Source organism: Caldicellulosiruptor sp. F32, assembly GCF_000404025.1.
Classification (GTDB): Bacteria; Bacillota; Thermoanaerobacteria; order Caldicellulosiruptorales; family Caldicellulosiruptoraceae; genus Caldicellulosiruptor; species Caldicellulosiruptor saccharolyticus.
The window spans coordinates 13,942-35,411 of record NZ_APGP01000085.1; the positions used below are offsets into that span (position 1 = coordinate 13,942).

Annotated in this window: 25 protein-coding genes; 16 read left to right on the top strand and 9 right to left on the bottom strand. The window is 35.7% G+C overall.

Going from position 1 to position 21,470, the window contains the following annotated elements; genetic code table 11:
- Positions 1 to 19 precede the first annotated feature (19 nt).
- Genes guaB through larC form a run of 6 tightly spaced genes read left to right on the top strand, consistent with a single transcriptional unit; the run spans position 20 to position 5,137 of the window.
- On the top strand, positions 20 to 1,486 hold the full coding sequence (gene guaB, locus H964_RS07880) for an IMP dehydrogenase (RefSeq protein WP_039766394.1): 1,467 nt from the start codon (positions 20 to 22) through the stop codon (positions 1,484 to 1,486).
- Between the two features lie 19 nt (positions 1,487 to 1,505).
- Complete coding sequence (locus H964_RS07885) at positions 1,506 to 2,378, top strand: aldose epimerase family protein (RefSeq protein ID WP_039766558.1); 873 nt, start codon at positions 1,506 to 1,508, stop codon at positions 2,376 to 2,378.
- Positions 2,379 to 2,397: 19 nt separating this feature from the next.
- On the top strand, positions 2,398 to 3,210 hold the full coding sequence (larE, locus tag H964_RS07890; protein ID WP_039766396.1) for an ATP-dependent sacrificial sulfur transferase LarE: 813 nt from the start codon (positions 2,398 to 2,400) through the stop codon (positions 3,208 to 3,210).
- Between the two features lie 24 nt (positions 3,211 to 3,234).
- Entirely contained in the window at positions 3,235 to 3,996 is a 762-nt protein-coding gene (gene larB, locus H964_RS07895) for a nickel pincer cofactor biosynthesis protein LarB (RefSeq protein WP_039766398.1), read from the top strand.
- Between the two features lie 29 nt (positions 3,997 to 4,025).
- Positions 4,026 to 4,763 carry a LarC family nickel insertion protein gene (locus H964_RS13245; protein WP_272943686.1) on the top strand — a complete coding sequence of 246 codons (738 nt, stop codon included), beginning with the start codon at positions 4,026 to 4,028 and terminating at the stop codon, positions 4,761 to 4,763.
- Between the two features lie 2 nt (positions 4,764 to 4,765).
- Entirely contained in the window at positions 4,766 to 5,137 is a 372-nt protein-coding gene (gene larC, locus H964_RS13250; RefSeq protein ID WP_272943687.1) for a nickel insertion protein, read from the top strand.
- A 77-nt stretch (positions 5,138 to 5,214) separates the two neighbouring features.
- Here larC and ychF read toward each other — a convergent pair whose 3' ends face one another.
- From ychF to H964_RS07925, 6 genes are all read right to left on the bottom strand, one after another.
- Positions 5,215 to 6,303: a redox-regulated ATPase YchF gene (gene ychF / locus H964_RS07905; RefSeq protein ID WP_039766400.1), complete on the bottom strand. Its 1,089-nt coding sequence runs from the start codon at positions 6,301 to 6,303 to the stop codon at positions 5,215 to 5,217.
- 177 nt (positions 6,304 to 6,480) lie between these two features.
- Positions 6,481 to 6,636: a hypothetical protein gene (locus tag H964_RS12615; RefSeq protein ID WP_187147297.1), complete on the bottom strand. Its 156-nt coding sequence runs from the start codon at positions 6,634 to 6,636 to the stop codon at positions 6,481 to 6,483.
- Between the two features lie 51 nt (positions 6,637 to 6,687).
- Positions 6,688 to 7,353 carry a lytic transglycosylase domain-containing protein gene (locus tag H964_RS07910; protein WP_039766402.1) on the bottom strand — a complete coding sequence of 222 codons (666 nt, stop codon included), beginning with the start codon at positions 7,351 to 7,353 and terminating at the stop codon, positions 6,688 to 6,690.
- Positions 7,354 to 7,384: 31 nt separating this feature from the next.
- Positions 7,385 to 7,642, bottom strand: a complete 258-nt coding sequence (locus tag H964_RS07915) for a hypothetical protein (protein WP_039766404.1) — start codon at positions 7,640 to 7,642, stop codon at positions 7,385 to 7,387.
- Positions 7,643 to 7,665: 23 nt separating this feature from the next.
- Positions 7,666 to 9,483 carry a heme NO-binding domain-containing protein gene (locus H964_RS07920; protein ID WP_011917243.1) on the bottom strand — a complete coding sequence of 606 codons (1,818 nt, stop codon included), beginning with the start codon at positions 9,481 to 9,483 and terminating at the stop codon, positions 7,666 to 7,668.
- Between the two features lie 118 nt (positions 9,484 to 9,601).
- On the bottom strand, positions 9,602 to 9,802 hold the full coding sequence (locus H964_RS07925; RefSeq protein WP_011917244.1) for a hypothetical protein: 201 nt from the start codon (positions 9,800 to 9,802) through the stop codon (positions 9,602 to 9,604).
- A 98-nt stretch (positions 9,803 to 9,900) separates the two neighbouring features.
- Here H964_RS07925 and H964_RS07930 point away from each other — a divergent pair, with 98 nt between their 5' ends.
- The 3 genes from H964_RS07930 to H964_RS07940 all read left to right on the top strand — a co-directional run bounded on the left by H964_RS07930 (position 9,901) and on the right by H964_RS07940 (position 12,036).
- Complete coding sequence (locus H964_RS07930; RefSeq protein ID WP_011917245.1) at positions 9,901 to 10,332, top strand: EamA family transporter; 432 nt, start codon at positions 9,901 to 9,903, stop codon at positions 10,330 to 10,332.
- Between the two features lie 52 nt (positions 10,333 to 10,384).
- Entirely contained in the window at positions 10,385 to 11,206 is an 822-nt protein-coding gene (locus H964_RS07935; RefSeq protein WP_039766406.1) for an AraC family transcriptional regulator, read from the top strand.
- A 101-nt stretch (positions 11,207 to 11,307) separates the two neighbouring features.
- A complete protein-coding gene (locus tag H964_RS07940; protein WP_039766407.1) occupies positions 11,308 to 12,036 on the top strand; it encodes an SIMPL domain-containing protein in 729 nt (242 codons plus the stop codon).
- A 67-nt stretch (positions 12,037 to 12,103) separates the two neighbouring features.
- Here the strand turns inward: H964_RS07940 and trxA are convergent, their stop codons facing one another.
- Positions 12,104 to 12,430, bottom strand: a complete 327-nt coding sequence (gene trxA / locus H964_RS07945) for a thioredoxin (protein ID WP_011917248.1) — start codon at positions 12,428 to 12,430, stop codon at positions 12,104 to 12,106.
- 44 nt (positions 12,431 to 12,474) lie between these two features.
- Positions 12,475 to 12,744, bottom strand: coding sequence for a metal-sensitive transcriptional regulator (locus tag H964_RS07950; protein WP_011917249.1), 270 nt, complete (start codon positions 12,742 to 12,744; stop codon positions 12,475 to 12,477).
- A gap of 418 nt (positions 12,745 to 13,162) precedes the next feature.
- Between H964_RS07950 and H964_RS07955 the strand changes: the two genes are divergently transcribed.
- Together H964_RS07955 and H964_RS07960 are read left to right on the top strand one after the other, a co-directional pair.
- A complete protein-coding gene (locus tag H964_RS07955) occupies positions 13,163 to 14,323 on the top strand; it encodes a glycosyltransferase family 4 protein (RefSeq protein WP_039766408.1) in 1,161 nt (386 codons plus the stop codon).
- Complete coding sequence (locus H964_RS07960; protein WP_039766409.1) at positions 14,320 to 15,402, top strand: D-glucuronyl C5-epimerase family protein; 1,083 nt, start codon at positions 14,320 to 14,322, stop codon at positions 15,400 to 15,402. The genes H964_RS07955 and H964_RS07960 overlap by 4 nt, the downstream gene beginning before the upstream one ends.
- Before the next feature lie 4 nt (positions 15,403 to 15,406).
- Here H964_RS07960 and H964_RS12620 read toward each other — a convergent pair whose 3' ends face one another.
- Positions 15,407 to 15,559, bottom strand: a complete 153-nt coding sequence (locus H964_RS12620) for a hypothetical protein (protein WP_164742588.1) — start codon at positions 15,557 to 15,559, stop codon at positions 15,407 to 15,409.
- Positions 15,560 to 15,665: 106 nt separating this feature from the next.
- On the opposite strand from H964_RS12620, the gene H964_RS07965 reads away from it, so the two are divergent.
- Genes H964_RS07965 through H964_RS07985 form a run of 5 tightly spaced genes read left to right on the top strand, consistent with a single transcriptional unit; the run spans position 15,666 to position 21,458 of the window.
- On the top strand, positions 15,666 to 16,328 hold the full coding sequence (locus H964_RS07965) for a tRNA (adenine(22)-N(1))-methyltransferase (RefSeq protein WP_039766410.1): 663 nt from the start codon (positions 15,666 to 15,668) through the stop codon (positions 16,326 to 16,328).
- Positions 16,322 to 17,422, top strand: a complete 1,101-nt coding sequence (locus H964_RS07970; protein ID WP_039766413.1) for a Nif3-like dinuclear metal center hexameric protein — start codon at positions 16,322 to 16,324, stop codon at positions 17,420 to 17,422. The genes H964_RS07965 and H964_RS07970 overlap by 7 nt, the downstream gene beginning before the upstream one ends.
- Positions 17,423 to 17,457: 35 nt before the next feature.
- A complete protein-coding gene (gene ligA, locus H964_RS07975; RefSeq protein ID WP_039766415.1) occupies positions 17,458 to 19,479 on the top strand; it encodes an NAD-dependent DNA ligase LigA in 2,022 nt (673 codons plus the stop codon).
- A gap of 5 nt (positions 19,480 to 19,484) precedes the next feature.
- Entirely contained in the window at positions 19,485 to 21,128 is a 1,644-nt protein-coding gene (locus H964_RS07980) for an ABC1 kinase family protein (RefSeq protein ID WP_039766560.1), read from the top strand.
- A gap of 21 nt (positions 21,129 to 21,149) precedes the next feature.
- Positions 21,150 to 21,458: a phasin family protein gene (locus H964_RS07985; protein ID WP_011917256.1), complete on the top strand. Its 309-nt coding sequence runs from the start codon at positions 21,150 to 21,152 to the stop codon at positions 21,456 to 21,458.
- The last annotated feature ends 12 nt before the right edge of the window (positions 21,459 to 21,470 follow it).

Below are 21,470 nucleotides of genomic sequence, written 5' to 3' on the forward strand. Positions count from 1 at the left end.
TAAAAGGAGACTGAGAAAAATGGGTTTTAAAGACAAAGTGATAAAAGAGGCACTGACTTTTGATGATGTGTTGCTTGTGCCACAGTACAGTGAAGTGCTGCCAAAAGATGTTGACGTTTCTACTTATCTTACAAAGACAATAAAACTCAATATTCCTCTTATGTCTGCAGGGATGGACACTGTTACAGAGTCGCGTATGGCAATTGCAATTGCGCGAGAAGGCGGTATTGGTGTTATACACAAGAACATGACAATTGAAGAGCAGGCAAGCGAGGTTGACAAGGTCAAAAGGTCCGAGCACGGGGTTATAGTTGATCCGTTTTACCTGTCACCAGAAAATAAGATCTATGAAGCTATGGAGCTGATGGCAAAATACCGCATCTCAGGTGTTCCAGTTACAGTTAATGGAAAGCTTGTTGGAATTATAACAAACAGGGATATTCGGTTTGAAACTGACTATTCAAAGCCTATAAAAGAGGTTATGACATCAAGCAATCTTATCACTGCAAAAGAAGGAATTACTTTAGAAGAAGCAAAGGAAATTATGAAAAAACACAAGATTGAAAAGCTTCCAATCGTCGATGATGAGGGTAACTTAAAAGGGCTAATTACAATAAAAGACATTGAAAAGGCTGTCAAGTATCCAAATGCAGCGAAAGACAGCAAAGGAAGGCTTTTGTGTGCTGCAGCAGTTGGTGTGTCAAAGGACACAGAACAAAGAGTTGAAGCACTTGTAAAAGCTCAGGTTGACGTAATAGTTGTTGACACAGCTCATGGACATTCAAAAGGTGTTATCGAGACAGTCAAGAAGATTAAAGCAAAATATCCAAATCTTCAGGTTGTGGCTGGTAATATTGCAACAGCAGAGGCTGCGCATGACCTTATCAAAGCAGGGGCTGACTGCATAAAAGTTGGAATTGGTCCTGGGTCAATCTGTACAACAAGAGTGGTAGCTGGAATTGGTGTTCCACAAATAACAGCTATCATGGACTGCGCAGAGGTTGCAAAAGAATATGGGATTCCTGTTATTGCAGATGGCGGTATAAGGTATTCAGGTGATATTACCAAGGCTTTGGCGGCTGGTGCAGATGTTGTTATGATAGGAAGCTTATTTGCTGGCTGTGAAGAAAGCCCTGGCGAGTGTGAGATTTATCAAGGCCGAAGGTTTAAGGTTTACCGTGGCATGGGCTCACTTTCTGCAATGAAAGCAGGAAGCAAAGATAGATATTTCCAAGAAGATGCTTCAAAGCTTGTACCAGAAGGTGTTGAAGGAAGAGTGCCATATAAAGGGCCGTTAGAGGATACAGTGTTCCAGCTTGTTGGTGGTCTTAAAGCTGGAATGGGTTATTGCGGTGCAAGGACTATCAAAGAGCTTCAGGAGAAGGCAAAGTTTGTGAAAATTACACAAGCAGGTGTGAGAGAAAGCCATCCGCACGATATTTATATTACAAAAGAGGCACCAAATTATTCACTGCATGTTGAGTAAAAAAAGGGAGGAAGAAAGCTTGGATTTTGTAGAAAGCTATGTAGAAAACGGTTTGGAGTTTATTAAAGTATACTCAAAGACAAAAAACTCATATTTTACAGTTGCACCCGAACGGGGTGCAATTGTTGTTTTACTGAATTTAAGTGGCAAAGACATACTGTATCTTAACAAAGAGACACTGTTTGACAAAACAAAGAATATCCGAGGCGGAATTCCTATTCTATTTCCTATATGTGGAAGGGTTGTGGACGGCAAAATTACATTCAAAGGTCAAGAATATCCAATGAAGAATCACGGGTTTGCACGAGATACTGCTTGGGAAGTTGTAGGTTATATAGATGAGCTTTCTCAAAATGGGGTAGTATTAAAGCTTTCAAGTAGTGGCTTCACAAAAACATTTTATCCATATGACTTTGAACTTTTCATCAAGTACACAATAAACGATGAAATTTTTGGAGTTGAGATGATTGTAAAAAACAACGACAGAGACGAGTTGCCATTTTATGCAGGGTTTCATCCATATTTTCTGTGTAACAAGGATGAGTTTACCCTTAAGCTTGACTGCGAGAAATGTTTTGATGATGTTGAGAAGAAATTTGTTGACCTTGGAAATTTCAAAGAACTTGACTTTTCAAAACCTGAGATTAACCTTGATTTTTTTGATGTTGGAAGCAAGAGCATTGAGTTTACTCTTGACAAGGACAAAAAGCTTTTACTCGTAAAAGACAAAAGCTTTAAAAACATTGTCGTGTGGTCTTTAAAAGACTACGATTTTGTTTGCATAGAACCGTGGATGGGAGAGCATGAAGGATATCTTCAAAACAAGTACTATTATTTAAAACCAAATGATATTTTTAAAGCAACATTTGCGATTATATTGAATAAAGAATAAAAAGGAAGGTTTTGAATAAATGCTTGATCCAAAGCTTTCTTATGAGAAACTTGAGAAATTAAAAGATCTTTTACAGTCATACAAGAGCGTACTTGTCGCGTTTTCAGGGGGAGTTGATTCTACATTTTTATTAAAAGTCTGCCATGATGTTTTGGGCGAAAATTGCGTTGCTGTTTTTTCAAGCTCTGCCTTAAGTCCCAAAAGAGAAAAGCAAGAAGCAGAAAAACTTGCTGGTTCTATAGGAGCAAAACTAATTGTGCTTGAGAGGGATATATTTGCCAATGAGGATTTTTTAAAAAATGACATGTTCAGGTGCTATTATTGTAAAAAGGACTTGATAAAAAAACTGAAAGAGTTAAAAGAAGATCTGAAGATAAACCAAATAGTTGAAGGCTCAAACATAGATGACTTAAAAGATTTTCGGCCCGGAAGAAAAGCCTTAGAAGAAGAGAACATAAAAAGTCCTTTATTGGAGGTTGGATTTACCAAGGATGAGATAAGATTTTTGTCAAAAGAATTTGGTCTTCCTACTTTTGATAAGCCATCAATGGCGTGTTTAGTTACCCGTATACCCTATGGTAGCCAAGTGACCTTGCAAAAACTTGAGATGATTGAAAAGGCAGAAGAAGTTTTGCTTGAAAAAGGCTTCAAACAAGTACGAGTTAGGCACCATGGCGATATTGCCAGAATTGAAGTTGATTTTGAGGAGTTTCCAAGATTTTTTGATTTAGAGCTGATAAAAGATATTTCAAACAAAATCAAAGATCTTGGATTTAAGTTTGTCACACTTGACCTGTCTGGTTATAGGATGGGAAGTATGAACCAGAAATAAAAAGATTAAAATGGAGAGAAGGCTATGGATATAAGAAAGATATTAGAAGATGTAAAAGAAGATAAACTATCTATTGACGAAGCTCTCAAGATACTTTCCAGACTTCCATTTGAAGATATAGACTTTGCAAAGATAGACCATCACAGAAAGATTCGCCAAGGTATGTCTGAAGTGGTTTTTTGTGAAGGGAAAACTGAGCAGCAAGTTTTGAAGATTTTTGAAAGGATGATTGAAAAGGGAGAGGTAAATATTATCGGTACACGTGCGAGCAAGGAACTTTATGAATATCTAAAAGAAAACCTAAAAGAGGATATAGTCTATTATGAAGTTGCAAGGATTGTCTGTGCAAAAAGGGTTGAGGTAAAGAAGAACCCCAAAGGCCATGTAGCAGTTGTGTCTGCTGGAACTGCTGACCTGAAAGTTGCTGAAGAGGCAGCAGTTATTTTAGAGATTTTGGGGAATAATGTAAAAAGAGTATATGATGTTGGTGTTGCAGGAATTCACAGGCTATTTTCTCATCTTAATGAGATTCAGTCGGCAAACGTGATTATTGCAGTTGCTGGAATGGAAGGTGCGCTTGCATCTGTTGTTGCTGGGCTTGTGTCAAGGCCTGTGATTGCTGTGCCAACATCTGTGGGGTATGGAGCAAACTTTAAAGGACTTTCAGCGCTTCTTACCATGCTAAACTCGTGTGCAAATGGTGTTGCGGTTGTCAACATTGACAACGGGTTTGGTGCGGCAGTTGTTGCGCATATGATAAACTCTTTGGCAAACGAAAATTTGTAAAATTTTGAAAGAGGGGATTTGAGAAAACTATGGTTATCTATTTTGATGCACCATCTGGAATTGCTGGTGATATGCTGGTTGGCTCTTTGATTGATGCGGGAGTTGATTTTGAGTATATAAAGTCAAATATAGCTTTGCTTGGGCTTGATGTTGAAATAGACCTTAAAGAAAAAATGGTGAACGGTATTAAAGCCCAAAATTTTGTTGTAAATGTTTTGCAGCATCATCACGATGATTATGCTCACCATCATCATAGAACCTTTAAAGATATCAAAAAGCTTTTACAAGAAAGTAAGCTGCCAGAAGCTGTAAAAGATTTGTCAATCAGAATTTTTGAAAAGATTGCAAAGGCCGAAGCAACTGTTCACGGTATGGACATTGAAGAGATTGCATTTCATGAGGTAGGCGCTGACGATTCAATTGTGGATATTGTTGCATTTTCACTTTGTATTGAGTATTTAAAGCCTCAAGAGGTTTTGTTCTCACCACTATCTGATGGAAGAGGGTTTACAAAATCAATGCATGGAATAATCCCTGTGCCGGCACCTGCTGTTTTGGAGATAGCAAGACAAAATGGTATTCCAATTGCAACTATAGATATTGGTACTGAGCTGATAACTCCGACTGGTATAGGGATTGCAGCAGCAATTTCAAACGGTTTTGCGAACATGCCAAGGATGCAAATAGAAAAAATTGGGTATGGCAGTGGAACAAAAGACCTTCCCATTCCTAATATAGTAAGAGCAATCATAGGAAAAAAAAACTAAACTTGGATAGCGAATACTTTGAAATATTTGCTAACATTGATGACATGTCAGGTGAGGAGTTGTCGCTTGCTCTTGAGAAGATAATGCAAGCTGGTGCATTAGATGTGTATTTTACTCCCATTTATATGAAAAAAGGAAGACCTGCGTATAAGCTTGGGGTAATTGTGAAAAGTGAAAGTTTTGAAGATGTAGTAGATGCAGTATTCAGATGGACATCTACAATAGGTGTTCGATATGTTGAGCTAAAGCGCATAGAGATGGAAAGAAAACAAGAAAATATGAAAGAAGTGCCACTTAGGTTAAAAATTAGCTCGTATAAAGACATAAAAAGGCTAAAATTAGAGTTTGAAGACATCAAAAAATTGACAGAATAAAGTTTCAAAAAAGGGCTGGCGATTGCCGACAACTTGGGTAAATAATCGCCAGCCCCTTTAAATATGTTTTCTTTCATTTACACATTGAATCTGAAAATTACAACATCGCCGTCCTGCATAACATAATCCTTGCCCTCTGAGCGTACAAGTCCCTTTTCCTTTGCCTGAGCAAATCCGCCGCATTCAACTAATACGTCAAACGGAACAACCTCAGCCCTGATAAACCCTCTTTCAAAATCGCTATGAATCTTGCCTGCTGCCTGTGGAGCTTTTGTGCCTTTTTTGATTGTCCAAGCCCTTACTTCCTTTTCACCAGCTGTTAGGAAAGAAATGAGCCCTAAAAGTCTATACCCTGCCTGGATTAAATTGTCAAGTCCTGATTTTTCAATTCCCAGCTCTTTTAAGAATTCCTTCTTTTCTTCATCTGGCAGAGCTGCAATCTCTTCTTCTAACTTTGCACAGATAACAATTACCTCTGAGCCTTCTTGTGCGGCAATTTCTTTTACAACTTTTACATATTCATTTTCTTTTCCAATGTCTTTTTCAGATATATTCGCAGCATATATTGTGGGCTTGAATGTAAGGAGGTTTAAAGAGTTTACAAACTTTAAATCTTCCTCATCATCAAACTTCAAAGTACGCGCCATTTTGCCACTTTCCAAAGTAGAATATATCTTCTCTAAGATTTCAAGCTCATGGGCTGCTTCTTTGCTGTTTTTTGCAAGTTTCCGAGTTTTTTCAAGGCGTCTTTCTAAGACCTCCAAGTCGGCAAAGATTAGCTCTAAATTAATTGTCTCGATATCTCTTTTTGGGTCAACACTTCCTTCAACATGTACTATCTCAGAGTCATCAAAACATCTTACCACATGAACTATTGCATCAACCTCTCTTATATGAGACAAAAACTTGTTGCCAAGACCTTCGCCCTTGCTTGCGCCTTTTACAAGCCCTGCAATGTCGACAAACTCAATAAATGCAGGTGTTACCTTTTCGGGATTATATATCTTTGCCAAAACTTCAAGTCTCTCATCAGGTACAGCCACAACTCCAACATTTGGCTCAATTGTACAGAATGGATAGTTTGCTGCCTCTGCACCAGCTTTTGTAATTGCATTAAAAAGGGTGCTTTTGCCCACATTCGGAAGTCCAACAATTCCAAGTCGCATCTTAATTTTTTGCCTCCTATAAAAACTTTTGTGTAAAAGAATTTATTTACAAGTAAAGAGTATAGAACAAATCAAAAGGAAAATCAATCTATGTAAAAAATAAATTCTTGGTAAAATAAAAAGGCTGCTTTGCTCAAACAGCAAAAGCAAAACAGCCTACCTAATTTCCCACTTTTTTCAGTCCCTTTTTAACTTCTTTCCAATGAGTATTCCTAACATCATACCTTTGCAAAGTCCAGTTAGATACATTCCAAGCATTTTTAGCATATTTTTCTTGCGCTTTAGCATGTTATACATTTCTTTGTGCCTATTATAAAGCTTTCTTGTTCTCATATTACTCATCACACCCCTCTTACAATTAATATGCTCAAAACAAGAGGGGTTTTATACATCATACACTCTATATTTCTGGGATAGCAAAAGCACTTTTTGAACATACTCTACAGTTTCATCAAAAGGTGGGATACCGCCATACTTTATGACATTTGCAGGTCCTGCATTATATGCTGCAAGTGCAAGTTCAATATTACCTCCGAATTGTTCAAGCTTTTCTTTTAGATATCTTATTCCACCATCTAAATTTTCAATTGGGTCATAGGGGTTAACACCAAGCGCTTTTGCAGTTTCTGGCATGAGCTGCATAAGTCCAATTGCCCCAGCTTTTGATATTACATCTTGTCTAAAACCAGACTCTGCTTCAATTACACTCAAAACTAAGCTCGGCGCAAGTCCATACTCTTTTGCCTTTTTTGTTGCAATGCTTATTATTTCACTTTTGCTAAGATTTGTAAATAAATTAAAAGGTGTATAACTTGACTTTTCAAGTTCATAGACTTTATTTGCAAAGCTTTGGTTTTGCAAGGCCTTTGTACTTTCAACGTTTGATAGCTGCTGATAGGTGGTAATTGCTACATCTTTATTTATAGAAGCTGTAAAACTATTTTGGAAAATGGTTTTAAAACTCTGTGGCAGATTATTATTGTTTGCAATCCTCACAGCAATCTCTTCAAACTTTTGGGCTATTATCTCATTTACGTTTGGAATATTCATCTTTCTCTTTCACCTATATCCAAAATTTCTTTTAACATTCTAATTTCATCATCTGAAGTTTTACATGTTCTAAAGTTTTAATGTCACTTTCAAAAGCTTTTATCTCCTCTTCTTTTGCCTGCATGTGAAGAATAATAAGTCCTTGATTTGAACAGCTGTCGCTGCCAGCTTCATGTATACCAAGTCTTGTTTTGATTAAGCAGCCATGTTTTGTCAAAATTTCTTGTAGTTTTGGAGCATCATGGAGCCTGTTGTCAACCAAAATAGCAACAATAAAAGTTTGGCACATTTTAAAAATCCCTCCCTTTAAATTTATAATCGGTATTTTGAAAGCTCTTCTTTAAATACATTTGAAAGATTCTCAAGGTCGGCTACTTTTGTCAAAAGGTCTTTGATGCTCTCTGCGTACATAGAGATTGAAGCTGCCATCTCCTGAGCTGATGCCGAGTTTTCTTGTGAGATTGCAGAAAGTGAGGTAATTGTTTCAAAGACAGAAGAAATCCTTTCTGCCTCAGAAGACAAGGTTTCTATCTGAGAAATTAAAGTCTCAACCACGTTAGATATTCTCTCGATATTTTGGCTGTTCTTATTCACAACCTCATTCAAAGTGGATTCACTTTTAACAAGCTTTTCAAACTGCTGTGTTAAAGTAGTAGAAAGCATTTCAACCTCTTCTACAAATGTCTTTAAACTCTTGTTGATTGTCTTAGCAAAAGACATTGTACTGTCTGCAAGTTTTCTGATTTCGTCTGCCACAACCGCAAACCCAACACCAACATTTCCTGCCCTTGCTGCCTCAATTGATGCATTTAGCGCAAGCATATTTATCTGATTTGAAATCTCAGCAACAGTTGATGTAATCTTCATAACCTCATTAGCTTCTTCAGATAGCTTTGAACCTTTTTGAACTATCTCAGAAAACTCTGTAGAAAGAAGATTGATGTCTTTTGCAGCACTTAAAATATCTTTGCCTGAATTGTTAAGCGTCTGGTTTACATCAGCAAGGACATCTTTTGTTTGAATTTGTTGAGATACAATTGACTTTAAATTTTCTATATTTTCATTTAAAATGGTAACAGCTTTTTCGATTTCCTCTGCCTGATGAACAGCACCTTGGGCCACGTCATTTACAATTCCAGAAACAGAGTCTGAAAGATTTTTCATCTTATCAGCAATCTCTTTGATGTTTTTTGAAAAGTTATAAATCTCATCACTTCCACCTTTTAGCAAAAGCAAATCCTTTTTGATAGAAGACTTTGTTATTGCGACAATCTTTGAAAAGTCTTCAAGCTTGTCATTTGTCTTTATGAAAAGTGAGCCACTAAAATCAAGGTTTTTAAGAGAGCTGAGCTCATCTTTTATAGGCTTTAGAGGTCGTAGGATGAAAAATGCGGCAATGAATGTTGTAATGAAGGTAAGTCCAGCCATAAGAAGATGATTTGCGTATTCTTCTTTGTTGGGATCAAAGAGAAAACTTAAGATAATTACAGCTATTGTAGAAAAGATGGAAATCTTAAACTCTAATGACCTTATAAATCCTAACCCTGCAATTATATTAAATTGTGCTTTTTTAACCTTTCGGTTTGTCTTTTCAAATCTGATTCTTATTTTTAAATGATAAAAACCTTCTTCGTCCTTAAAACGCTCAATTTCTTCAAAATCCAATTTTTCATTAAAAAACGCAGCACTTCCTTCTAAAAGTCCCAAAAAGTAGTCATAAAAACCACGCTTTGAGACATATGTTATGTATGCTTCATTTGCTGAGATTTCTTCAAACAAAATGCGTGGGGGATTTGCTCCTTTTATCATGCGAGTGAGCTGAGAGTGTACATCGTCCATATACTCTAAAAAGCCTTTTAAAGAGAGCCTCTGGAAATATGACGGAAACCATTTGCTAAACGTTTTTATATTGTTTTTTCCAATCTCTCTCCACATCTGCTGAGGCAAAATGTTTGCCTTTTCACATGCCCTTTCGATCATCTTGTGAACTAAACTATCATCAATGTCATCTGTCGGAGAAATTATGGTTGAATCATCTAAACCTATTCCCTTCTCAGCATATCTTTTTACATCGTCTCCCCATATATTTCCAATTGTTTCAAGCCATGTTAGAACTACTGTACCTTTCAATGCTCCATTTCCCCTTTCTAAAGTGTGCGATATATTTTAATAATACCACAAAAATATTGTGTTTTGTCATCAATGTATAATAAAAAATTAAAACTTGAAATAAAAAAAGAGCACATTTTTAAGTGCCCTTTTCATTTCTTCTCTTGGCTTCACTTTCAACAAGCCTATCTAAGAATATTGACTTTTCAAACACCTCTTTCCTGGCGATAATACCCTTGTCGACAAGAACCTCTATCAATGATGTTATCATCAAGGTATTTTTGTAATCAACCTCTTTCAGTTGAGCTATTTGAGATAAAACATCAACTGTCTGTTTCAATTTTTATCAACCCTTTCTTTAAGTTGTAATTGATATCATTTTGATTATTGTCTAAAATGTAATTAGTTATACATCTTTGATATTGGAGGGAAAAGATTATGAACTATTTGTGGCTCATATTTGGACTTTTATCAGCTCTGTTTGCCTCTCTTGTTGCAATCTTTGGCAAGATTGGTCTTAAAAATCTTGACACAAACGTGGCAACAGCAATAAGAGCGGTCATTATGGCCTTATTTCTAGTTTTAGTAATCATATTTCAAGGTAGGCTAAACAAAATAGGAGAAATATTGGCAAGCAAAAAGGCTATTTTGTTTATCGTTTTAAGTGGTGTTGCAGGGGCACTGTCATGGCTATTTTACTTTTTGGCTCTCAAAAATGGAAAGGTTCAGCAGGTTGCACCAATTGACAGGCTTTCTGTTGTGTTTGCAATAGTGCTTGCTGCAATTTTTCTTGGAGAGAAGATTTCGTTTTATACAGGCTTAGGAGTTTTGCTTATCGCTATCGGGTCCATTTTTGTTGCTCTTGGCTAATATAATATGAGATAGAGATTTTATTTGACAAGAAAGGTGATAGACTTTTGCTATGAAAACCTGTTTTATTGTCAATACATCACTTGAAAAAGGGCTTCCAATCTATCTCAAAAGCGTTGGTTCTAATGAATACCAAGAACATGTTATAAGAAAAAATGGGCATCCTGATTATCATTATTTGCATACATTAGAAGGAAATGGATATTTGATTGTTGATGGGCAAAAGTACTTAGTTGATGAGAATACAGCCTTTTTCTTGTATCCAGGCATTGCCCATGAGTATTTTGCAGCAACATCTAAGTGGTCGACCATTTGGCTTACTTTTAATGGACCTGCATCAGAAACAATTCTCAAAACAATGGGAATAAGACCTTTTGAAATATTCAAGCTCACAAACAAAAAGTACTTGGAAGGAATGTTAGAAGCAATATCGAACAAAGCAAGTGTCTATAATTACATTGTGTCAATTGAATGCTCTCAGCTTATCTACAGCTTTATTCTTCACATGTTTTTAAACCTTCAAAATAAGATTGAAAAAAACTTTGAAAATAACTATTTAAAGCTTTTACCAGTACTTCAGTACATTGAAGAAAACTATAAAAAAACTATTTCCCTTGATGAGATATCAAGCATAGTAAATCTTTCGCCACAGCATCTGTGCACAGTATTTAAAAAAACATTTCAAACAACTCCTTATGAGTACTTAATAAGGGTTAGAATTCAAAAGGCAAAAGAACTTTTGATGAGGCAAAGCTCAATTCAAATAAAAGAGGTTTGCTATGAAGTTGGTTTTAAAAATCCAAGCTATTTTTGCTACATGTTCAAAAAATTAGAGGGCATTACCCCTTTGCAGTTTAAAAGGCTTTTTGGATAGATTTTAAAAAGTAAACGCAACATTTACCAAAGTGGAGGCGTTATAATGTTTAGAAAACAGTGTGAAAAGAATTTTATTATTTTTATTTAGGAGGGATTTTAGTGAAAACAAAAAGATTAAAGGTAATGCTAATAGTAATTGGTCTATTGTTTGTAAACGCCTTTATATTTTCTCTATGGAGAGCTGAAGCCTCGTCAGCTCCAGCATCTCAGTCAAAGACAGAGATAAATGTTAAAGGAGTAGCTTCAGTTTTTGCAGAGCCTGACATTGCAGTTGTGACGTTTGGTGTTTTGAGTGAAGATATTAGTGCAGATGCTGCTTATTCCAAAACATCTTCAAAGATAAACAAAATAATAGATGCAATAAAAAAACTTGGCATTGATTCAAAGGATATAAAGACACTTAGAATTAGCGTTTACCCAAAATACTCATATAACAAGGACGACAACGCATCAAAGATAATTGGTTTTTATGCATCAACAGACCTGACAGTCACAGTGAGAAATATATCCCAGGTAGGGAAAGTTGTTGACATTGCATTTAAAAACGGCGCAAATACTTTTTCTGATCTGCGATTTGACATTTCAAACGTAGGAGCATATTATAATCAAGCCCTTGCAAAGGCACTTGAAAATGCAAAAGAAAAAGCAAATGTTCTGGCAAAAGGGCTTGGGGTTAGTTTAGGAAAACCAAGAATTGTGAACGAAAATACCTATGTAAACGCACCACCAATTGTATACAAGACTCAGGAGATGGCACTTTCAGCGTCATCTTCACAAGTACAAGCAGGGACAATAGAAATAAAAGCAGAGGTTACGCTTACTTACTAAAATTTTTTCAAAACAAAAGCAAAAAACAAATGGCAGCACTTTAATAGTGCTGCCATTTTTGAGGTCTTTATAAGTTTCTGTTTATGAAGTTTACAAAATCACTCTTTGGTCTTGCACCAATTATCTTGTCAACAGCTTGACCATTTTTAAAGAGCATGATAGTTGGTATACTCATAATTCTAAATGCATATGCAATATCGCCATAGTCATCAACATTTAATTTTGCGAACTTGACTTTGCCAGCATACTCTTGAGCGAGTTCTTCAATAACAGGCGCAACCATTCTGCATGGTCCACACCATGCAGCCCAAAAATCAACAACTACAGGGATATCCGATTGTAATACTTCCCTTTCAAAGTTTTCGCTTGTTAAAGTTACAATGTTGTTTGCCATCTTTATCACAGCTCCTTTCAATTTTTATATATACCCATTTTTATTTATTTGATAAACCTTAGTAAGGTTTCTATCAGCTCATCAATGCTTTTTTCATTTTCGGTGTTTTTGTACTCAGCAATACATGACTTTGAATACTTTTCAAGAATAATTGCACCTACCTTGTTGAGTGCAGCCTTGACAGCTGCTATTTGAGTTAAAACCTCATTACACGACTTGTCATTTTCAATCATCTTCTGGATACCCTTTATTTGTCCTTCAATTTTGCGAAGTCTCAAAAGCAGATTTTCTTTTTCTTTATAAAGCTCATCCATTTTTCAACCCTCCGTATACCATATACCCCTATCACTTATTTATTATACCCACTTTCATTATTTTGTCAACAGAAATTTATAAGAAAATAAATGGTATTATTGATACAAAAATACATAAATAAGAATTTTGAAGAAAATTAAAGCTATAATTAGTATTACGGCTGAAAATCTTATTAAATAATTGCTAAAAGCTAAAAATTGCAAAAAATCGAGTTAATATCAACTTGACAAAAATTCGCAGATATTTATAATGAAAATCAAGGAAGGTCAAAGTAAAACAAGTCAGGGTATAAAGTCTAAACTCCATGTCGTTCGCGGTTTTCCAGAAGGCAGAATAAAAAGGTATAGTGCAAGATAAATAGGGAAAAATAATTATGTCCTTTTAGTAATTAAAATTATTGAAAAGGGAGGGATTAAAGTGTCTATCAAACCAGTTTTTGTAAGCACTTATCCCCCAAGAGAATGTGGTATTGCCACATTTACACAAGATTTGGTAAATGCAATTGAAAAATATAATGATGTAAGACATTGTTATGTAATTGCACTTAGCAAGGACAAACATCTTTATGACAATAGAGTTTTGTATGATATAAATCAAGATAAATTTTCTAATTATGTAAAAGCTGCTAATTTAATTAATGTGTCAGATATTGATGTTGTTATAATTGAGCATGAGTATGGTATATTTGGTGGGGAGGATGGGGACTATATAGTTCCATTTGTAAAGCTTATCAAAAAGCCAATCATTACAACATTCCACACAGTTTTGAAAAATCCAACAGCAAAACAATTTGAGATACTCAAAAAACTTGCTGATGCAAGCTACAAGGTAATAACTATGGCAAAGACAACAAAAGAGATATTGACGGATGTATACGACATTGAAGAGGAGAAGATAGAGATAGTTCACCATGGAGTACCATATATGGACTTAGAAGATAAAGAAACCTTAAAAAGAAAATACAATCTTGGTGGGAAAAGGGTTATAAGCACATTTGGATTAATTAGTCCCGGCAAGGGTTTGGAGTATGCTATACAAGCTATGGACAAAGTAAGAAGGGAATTTCCGGATACAGTGTATTTGATTTTGGGTCAGACACATCCAAATATAAAGAGGCTCAAAGGTGAAGAGTACAGAGACAAGCTTGTAAATTTGGTAAGAGAATTAAAATTAGAAAACAATGTGATATTTGTTGACAAGTATCTTACAAAAAGAGAGATAATGGAATACCTGCGCCTATCCGATATCTACCTCACTCCTTACATAGGGAGGGAGCAGGCGGTATCAGGGACACTGGCATATGCAATTGGCAGCGGCAAGGCAATAGTATCAACACCATACACTTACGCACAAGAGATGCTCTCTGACGGAAGAGGAATGCTGGTTGAATTTGAAGATGCTCACTCTATTGCAGATGCTATCATAACCCTCTTGAGGGATGAAAACCTCAGGAAAGAGATTGAGAAAAAGACGTTGGAGATTGGAAAAGAGATGTACTGGCACAATGTTGCAAAAAGGATGATTGATATATTCTACGATGTAGTACAGCTTAATAAGAAGGTTGGGGTGATAGCATGAAGAAAGGTATGAAACGCCTTGTCCTACCTTCGTTAAACACAAAGCACCTGTTTAGAATGACAGATTCAACTGGTATTTTGCAGCATGCAAAATTCTCTGTTCCAAACTACAAAGAAGGATATACAACAGATGACAACGCACGAGCTTTAATTGTTGCACTCAGGCTTTTTGAAAAGACAGGTGACAAGGCATATTTAGATTTGGTTTACAGATACATGGCATTTTTGTATAATAGCTATACTGACGATGGATATTTCAGAAACTTTATGAACTACTCAAGGGTGTTTATTGACGAAAAGGGAACAGAGGACTGTTTTGCAAGGTCACTCATAGCCCTCTCTTATGTCTATTCTTCTGATGTGCTTGACAGCAGCATAAAAGAGCTCTCATATGTAATGTTAAAGCGCTCGCTCAGAAATGTCCTTGAATTAAAGCATCCTATCAGTATGGCATACGCGATCATAGCTCTGTCTATGCTGCATGACATTAAAGAATTTTCAAATGAGGCAAAGATGTACTTAGAAGTCCTCTCTGAAAAACTTCTTAACCTTTACAGAAAACATTCCGATGAAAATTGGAAATGGTTTTCTGACAAACTCACATATGCAAACGCGATCATTCCTTATGCACTTTTCAGGGCATTTGCGGTAACCGAAAAAGAAAAGTATCTAAAGGTTGCAAAAGAGTCACTTGATTTTCTTACAACCATTTTATTTGAAAATGGAATTTTGCGTGTGATTGGTAACAGAGGCTGGTATGAAAAGGGGAAAGAGCGTTCATACTTCGATGAGCAGCCAATAGATGCATGTGACTGTGTACTTGCGTATACAGAGGCGTATAAGATTACTGAAGATAAAGAGTACAAAGAAAAAGCACTAAAAGCGTTTAGATGGTTTTTGGGCGAAAATGTCCACAAACAGCCTTTGTACGATGAAAAAACTGGCGGGTGTAGAGATGGAATTGAAGAAGATGGAATAAATCAAAACCAAGGTGCAGAGTCTACAATTTGCTACCTTTTAGCAAGACTTTACATTGAAGATTTGATAAAAAGTGAAGAGAAGAGCAAAGAGGTTGTGTAAAATATCACAACCTCTTTTTTTCTTCTAATTTTTTAAAAATTGACTGGTTTTGTTTTTCGATGGTGGTTGTAAGTTCATCTTGCAAACTTCCTTTGTTTACATGAAGAAAATTCTGGAATGTTTCTCTTTCGCTTTCAAAATCCTTAAGTTTTTTCATTTTTTAGTCATCTTCTTTTTTAACAAAAGTTTGATATTATTATTTACAAAAACTATAATTGTTATTAGAAAAATTTTTAAAACATGAAAAGAAGGAAAGAGCACAGGTGTATTCAAAACGAATAGAAGCAATTTTGAAAATTTTAGAAAAGTGCACCACGCTTGCTGACATTGGCTGTGACCATGGCTATGTTGCTGTTGAGGCAATAAAAAGAGGGCTTGCATTGAGGGTATTTGCAGTTGATATAAATCAAAAACCTCTTCAAAAAGCAATAGAACTTTCAAAAAAAGAAGGAGTTTTTAATAAAATAGAGTTTTTCGTGGGAAACGGATTTGAACCGATTAGAGAGCCAGTTGACCAAGCTGTTATTGCTGGAATGGGTGGAGAGACAATCTCAAATATTTTGTCTTCTGCTAAAGACAAGGTTAAAAACACAAAGCTCATTTTGCAGCCCATGAAGGATATAGAACTTTTAAGAAGATGGCTTTTTGAAAATGGATTTGATATAAAAGAGGAATTTGTTGTAAATGATAAAGAAAGATTCTACGTAATAATGAAAACAGAAAAGTCATTTAATATTGAATATTCGGAGATTGACGTATATGTAGGAAGACACGTTCACAATAAAAGTGAGGAATCATTAGAATATCTTTTGAGAAAAAAAGAGAAACTGAAAAAAATAGCAGAGATGAAGAAAGAAAATAAAAAAGATTTTTCGGAAGAAAAAAAGGTCTTAGAGATGATTGAGGAGGTTTTAAATGAATGGTAAGCATCCAAGAAATTGCAACGTTTTTGGAAAACTACTTTCCTAAGAAACTCTCATATGATTGGGACAATGTAGGGCTTCAGGTGGGGAGTTTTTCAGCAAAGGTAGACTCAATATTGATTTGTGTTGATGTCACAGAGGATGTTTTAAATGAGGCAAAAGACCTTGGGGTGAGACTCGTTATCTCACATCATCCTTTAATCTTTCAGGGGTTAAAATCAATTAAAGATGACACACCTGAGGGAAGATTAATAATAGATACTATAAAAAATGATATAGCTATTTTATCTTTTCACACAAATGCAGATGTCTCAAAGCATGGTATAAATTTTTATCTTGCAAAGCTATTAAACCTTGAGAATATAGAAGGTTTGAGTGTAAAACAAAAGAATGGGTATTTTAAGATTGTTGTGTATGTTCCCTCAGATTACAAAGATGAAGTATTAGAAGCAATGGCACAAGAGGGTGCTGGTTTTGTAGGAAAGTATAGCCACTGCTTTTTTGCAGTTGAAGGGCAAGGTTGTTTTAAGCCGCAGGAGGGTGCAAATCCTTTTGTAGGAAAGATTGGCGAGCTTGAGAGGGTGGACGAGGTAAGGCTTGAGAGCATTGTTCCAGAGGAGAAGCTCCAAAAAGTGATAAAAGCCATGCTAAAAGCCCATCCGTATGAGGAGGTTGCGTATGATATATACAGGCTTGAAAATGAGATTTCGTATGAGTGTATAGGTGTTATTGGACAAAGGAGTATTGAAGCTGAAAATCTTATAAAGGAATTGAAAGAAAAACTTAATCTCTCATTTGTAAAAGCAAGTCTTGTAAAAAATCAGTTTAAGAAGATTGCAATTGTTAGTGGCTCTGGCAAGGATTTTATAAAGGATGTTTATTTTAAAGGTGCTGACTGTTTCATTTCTGGTGAGATAGGGCATCATGGGATACTTTTAGCAAGGTCGCTTGGACTTAGTACAATTGAGATTGGTCATTATGAGAGTGAAAAGGTTTTTATTGACATAGTTTTTGAGCTCTTTGACAAATTTGATAAAAAGGATAAATTAAAAATATACAAATCACAAGTAAATACAAGTTATGCTAAGATTTACTGAAGTAGAATTAAACCAAAAAAGAGGGTGGGAAGTGTATGAGTGAGTTTATTAAAAAGAGGATTCGAGAGCTTGTTGACCTTATAAATTATCACGATTATAAGTACTATGTTGAAGACAATCCAGAGATAAGCGACTATGAATATGATATGCTCTACAGGGAGCTTGTTGAGCTTGAAAAACAGTATCCAGAATATATCTTTCCTGACTCCCCCACACAAAGGGTTGGTGGCAAGGTAAAAGAAGGGTTTAAAGAGGTGGTTCACAGGGTACCGCTTTTGTCACTTTCGAATGTGTTCAGTGAAGGGGAGCTTTATGACTTTGATAGGAGACTGAGAGAACTTCTTGGTACAGATGATTTCAATTATGTTGTTGAATACAAGATTGACGGGCTTTCTGTTGCGCTTGAGTATGAAAATGGTCTTTTTGTAAGAGGCGCAACACGCGGCGATGGCAATGTAGGTGAAGATGTTACTGAAAACCTAAAAACAATTAGGTCAATTCCATTAAAACTTAAAGATGATATAAACATAGTTGTGCGTGGCGAGGTATTTATGCCGAAAGACGAGTTTATCAAGCTTAATCAAGAAAGAGAAGAAAATGAAGAGCCGCTTTTTGCAAACCCACGAAATGCCGCAGCAGGGTCGCTTCGCCAGCTTGACCCCAGAATAACGGCACAGAGAAAGCTTGATATATTTGTTTTCAATGTTCAATGGTGTGAAAAAGAACTCAAAACTCACGATGAGGCGCTAAGGTATCTAAAATATTTAGGATTTAAAGTTTCACCTGACTATGTTGTTTGTAGCAACATAAAAGAGGCATATGAGGCGATCAAAAAGGTAGAAGAGAAAAGGGGGTTGCTTCCTTTTGAGATAGACGGTGCTGTTGTGAAGTTAAATCAATTAGCCCTGCGTGATGTGGCAGGCTCAACTGCAAAGTCGCCAAGATGGGCAGTTGCTTACAAATTCCCGCCAGAGAAAAAAGAGACAAAGCTTATAGACATTGAAGTAAATGTAGGTCGCACAGGTATTCTCACTCCAACTGCAGTACTTGAACCTGTTAGAATATCAGGGTCGGTTGTGTCCCGTGCAACCCTTCACAATATGGACTATATAAGGCAAAAGGATATCAGAATTGGTGACACAGTAATAGTTCAAAAAGCTGCGGAAATAATACCAGAGGTTGTTGAGGTTGTGTTTTCAAAGCGCACAGGAAATGAAAGGATTTTTGAGATGCCAAAAAAATGTCCTGTGTGCGGAGCAGATGTTATAAAGTTTGAAGATGAGGTTGCATACAGATGCACAGGTGTTGAGTGTCCTGCAAAGAGCTATAGGTTAATTTTGCACTTTGTATCGCGTGATGCGATGGACATTGCTGGCATGGGCGAGATGATAGTAAAAAATCTATTTGAAAGGGGTTTAATCAAGACACCTGCTGATATTTATGATTTGACATTTGATAATTTGGTAAATCTTGAAAGATTTGGAGTTAAATCTACAAACAACTTATTAAAGGCTATAGAAGCATCTAAAAAACGGCCTCTTGACAGACTAATATTTGCCCTGGGTATAAGACACATTGGGCAAAAGGCTGCAAAGACATTAGCAGAGCATATATCCTCAATTGACGACCTTTTTACAATTACTGAAGAAGAACTTCTTAAACTTCCTGACTTTGGTGAGAAGATGGCAAAAAGTGTTGTGACCTTTTTCCGTCAAGATCAAACTAAGCACCTAATTGAAAGGCTCAAAAAAGCAGGGGTTAATACTGTAGCTGAGAAGAAAGCAAAGTCAGACCTTTTAAAAGGATATACATTTGTGCTAACAGGTGCTCTTTCAAAGTACTCAAGAAGCCAAGCAAAAGAGATTTTAGAGTCTTTGGGTGCAAGAGTGAGTGAAAGTGTCTCTAAGAAGACTACTGCTGTGATTGTTGGTGAGGACCCTGGCAGCAAACTTACAAAAGCCCAAGAGCTAAACGTAAAGATTTTGTATGAGCAAGATTTTGAGAAGTTAATTTCTGCAAAGTCACGTGAAGAGGTTGAAAAGATTTTAATGGAGTGAGTTTGTTGGCAAACGCAAGAAAAAGAAGAATCAATAGGTTAAAATATATCACTAATGTGTTTATAAAACATGGCTTTGGATATGTGTTCAGCAGCACTCCACTTGTGCGATTTAAAAGATTTTCTGAAAATAGGATAAACAGAGGCCAAAGACTAAAAAACGCTTTAGAGGAGCTTGGCACAACATTTATCAAGATGGGCCAGCTTCTTGCAAACAGACCAGATTTGGTTCCAGAAGACATTATTGTGGAGCTAAAAAAATTACAAGAAAATGTAAAGCCCTTTTCTTTTGAAGAAGTAAAAAATGTATTAAAAGAGGAAAATTTGCTTGAAAAGTTCGAATACATTGAAAAAGAGCCAATTGCAACAGCGTCAATTGGGCAGGTTCACATCGGATATGTAAATGGTCAAAAAGTGGCCATTAAAGTAAGAAGACCAAATATTGACAATGAAGTAAAAACTGATATAGAGATATTGAGAAAGCTTGCATCTATTTTAGACAGGTACTCACCAGTTAAAAGTATTATAAGCTTTTCTGAGATTGTAAATGAGCTTGCAAATGTCCTTTTGCATGAGATTGATTTTAGGTTTGAACAGAGCAATATGAAAAAACTCAAAAAAGCTCTATCAAACAAAGAAGTTATCATTCCAGATGTCTATGATGAACTTTCATCAGATAAAGTTTTGGTTACAAGCTTTATTGAAGCGAAAACTTTAAATGCTATTGACGTTGATTCTCTTCCTCAAAATGAGAGAGTAAAACTTGGGAAAAAGCTTATAAATCTTTACCTATCACAAATATTTGAACTTGGAATATTCCACGCAGACCCTCACCCTGGTAATATTCTAATTACAAATGACCATGACATTGCGTTTGTAGATTTTGGTATGATAGGAAGACTCAGTAGCCAAGACAAAGAAAGCCTTTCAACTTTGTTACTTGGAATAGTTCTAAATGACAAGAAAATGGCAATAAAAGCGTTTAAAGAGCTTGGAATTATTGGCAGAGGTGTTGATCCTAACAGGTTTTACAGGGAAATTGAGAGTATAGTTAATCACTATATCAACCAGCCTATTGCTTCAATTAAAATTGCGGAGATATTCAATGACGTGTTCAAACTCACATTTAAGTATAAGCTAAAAATTCCTGAGCAGCTTGTTTTACTTGGGAGAACTCTGAGCCTTCTTGAAAATAGCATAGCAATTTTGAAGGTTGATTTGAACATCTTAGAAGCAATTTTACCTTATGTAAACAGGCTAATTTTGAAGAGTAGATTGTCAAAGCTGAGACTTACAAATATCCTAAATGTGCTATTTTCATATTTTAATTTATTTGAATTTTTGCCCAAAAAAGTTGAAACAATCCTTGACAAGCTTGAAGATGATGAGTTTATCTTAAACATTGAGCTAAAGAATTTAGACAAGGTACTGCAGAGAATTGAGAGGCTTGCAAATAAATTTTCACTTTCGATTATACTTCTGTCTGTGAGTATAATAATTGCAGGGATGACAGTTGGGGGGCTTTTGTCCCCTGCATTATATAAAACAATTTTATCTACTTGGTATTTATGGGCTTTAAGATTGGGTATATTAATATTGATTAGCCTTATTATTGTCATGCTTTTGATGATTATAAGAAAAGAAAAATAAAATTATGGAGGTGTAAAAAAAATGAAAGACCTTTTAGAAAAGGTTATCAACATTGGGCTTGGTGTATTTGCGCTATCTAAAGAAAAGGTAGAAAGGGTTGTGAACGAACTTGCTGAGAAAGGTGAGATTAGCAAGAATGAAGTACAAGAGGTAATTCAAAAGATAATGGAAAAAGGTGAAGAACAGAAAAAAGAGCTAAACGAGTATATATCAAAACAGGTTGAAAGTATATTGAAGAAGATGAATCTTGCAACAAAGTCTGAGGTTTTGACAGAAGAAAGAATAAGAGAGATTGTAAGAGAGGAAATTTCAAAGTCTCAAAATCAATAAATAAAACTACTT

What these genes read in the sequence shown, in the direction of transcription:
- guaB (WP_039766394.1), top strand. Translation starts at nt 20, where the DNA reads ATGGGTTTTAAAGACAAAGTGATAAAAGAGGCACTGACTTTTGATGAT.
- larE (WP_039766396.1), top strand. Translation starts at nt 2,398, where the DNA reads ATGCTTGATCCAAAGCTTTCTTATGAGAAACTTGAGAAATTAAAAGAT.
- larB (WP_039766398.1), top strand. Translation starts at nt 3,235, where the DNA reads ATGGATATAAGAAAGATATTAGAAGATGTAAAAGAAGATAAACTATCT.
- H964_RS13245 (WP_272943686.1), top strand. Translation starts at nt 4,026, where the DNA reads ATGGTTATCTATTTTGATGCACCATCTGGAATTGCTGGTGATATGCTG.
- ychF (WP_039766400.1), bottom strand. Translation starts at nt 6,303, where the DNA reads ATGCGACTTGGAATTGTTGGACTTCCGAATGTGGGCAAAAGCACCCTT.
- H964_RS12615 (WP_187147297.1), bottom strand. Translation starts at nt 6,636, where the DNA reads ATGAGAACAAGAAAGCTTTATAATAGGCACAAAGAAATGTATAACATG.
- H964_RS07910 (WP_039766402.1), bottom strand. Translation starts at nt 7,353, where the DNA reads ATGAATATTCCAAACGTAAATGAGATAATAGCCCAAAAGTTTGAAGAG.
- H964_RS07915 (WP_039766404.1), bottom strand. Translation starts at nt 7,642, where the DNA reads ATGTGCCAAACTTTTATTGTTGCTATTTTGGTTGACAACAGGCTCCAT.
- H964_RS07930 (WP_011917245.1), top strand. Translation starts at nt 9,901, where the DNA reads ATGAACTATTTGTGGCTCATATTTGGACTTTTATCAGCTCTGTTTGCC.
- H964_RS07935 (WP_039766406.1), top strand. Translation starts at nt 10,385, where the DNA reads ATGAAAACCTGTTTTATTGTCAATACATCACTTGAAAAAGGGCTTCCA.
- trxA (WP_011917248.1), bottom strand. Translation starts at nt 12,430, where the DNA reads ATGGCAAACAACATTGTAACTTTAACAAGCGAAAACTTTGAAAGGGAA.
- H964_RS07950 (WP_011917249.1), bottom strand. Translation starts at nt 12,744, where the DNA reads ATGGATGAGCTTTATAAAGAAAAAGAAAATCTGCTTTTGAGACTTCGC.
- H964_RS07960 (WP_039766409.1), top strand. Translation starts at nt 14,320, where the DNA reads ATGAAGAAAGGTATGAAACGCCTTGTCCTACCTTCGTTAAACACAAAG.
- H964_RS12620 (WP_164742588.1), bottom strand. Translation starts at nt 15,559, where the DNA reads ATGAAAAAACTTAAGGATTTTGAAAGCGAAAGAGAAACATTCCAGAAT.
- H964_RS07970 (WP_039766413.1), top strand. Translation starts at nt 16,322, where the DNA reads ATGGTAAGCATCCAAGAAATTGCAACGTTTTTGGAAAACTACTTTCCT.
- ligA (WP_039766415.1), top strand. Translation starts at nt 17,458, where the DNA reads ATGAGTGAGTTTATTAAAAAGAGGATTCGAGAGCTTGTTGACCTTATA.
- H964_RS07985 (WP_011917256.1), top strand. Translation starts at nt 21,150, where the DNA reads ATGAAAGACCTTTTAGAAAAGGTTATCAACATTGGGCTTGGTGTATTT.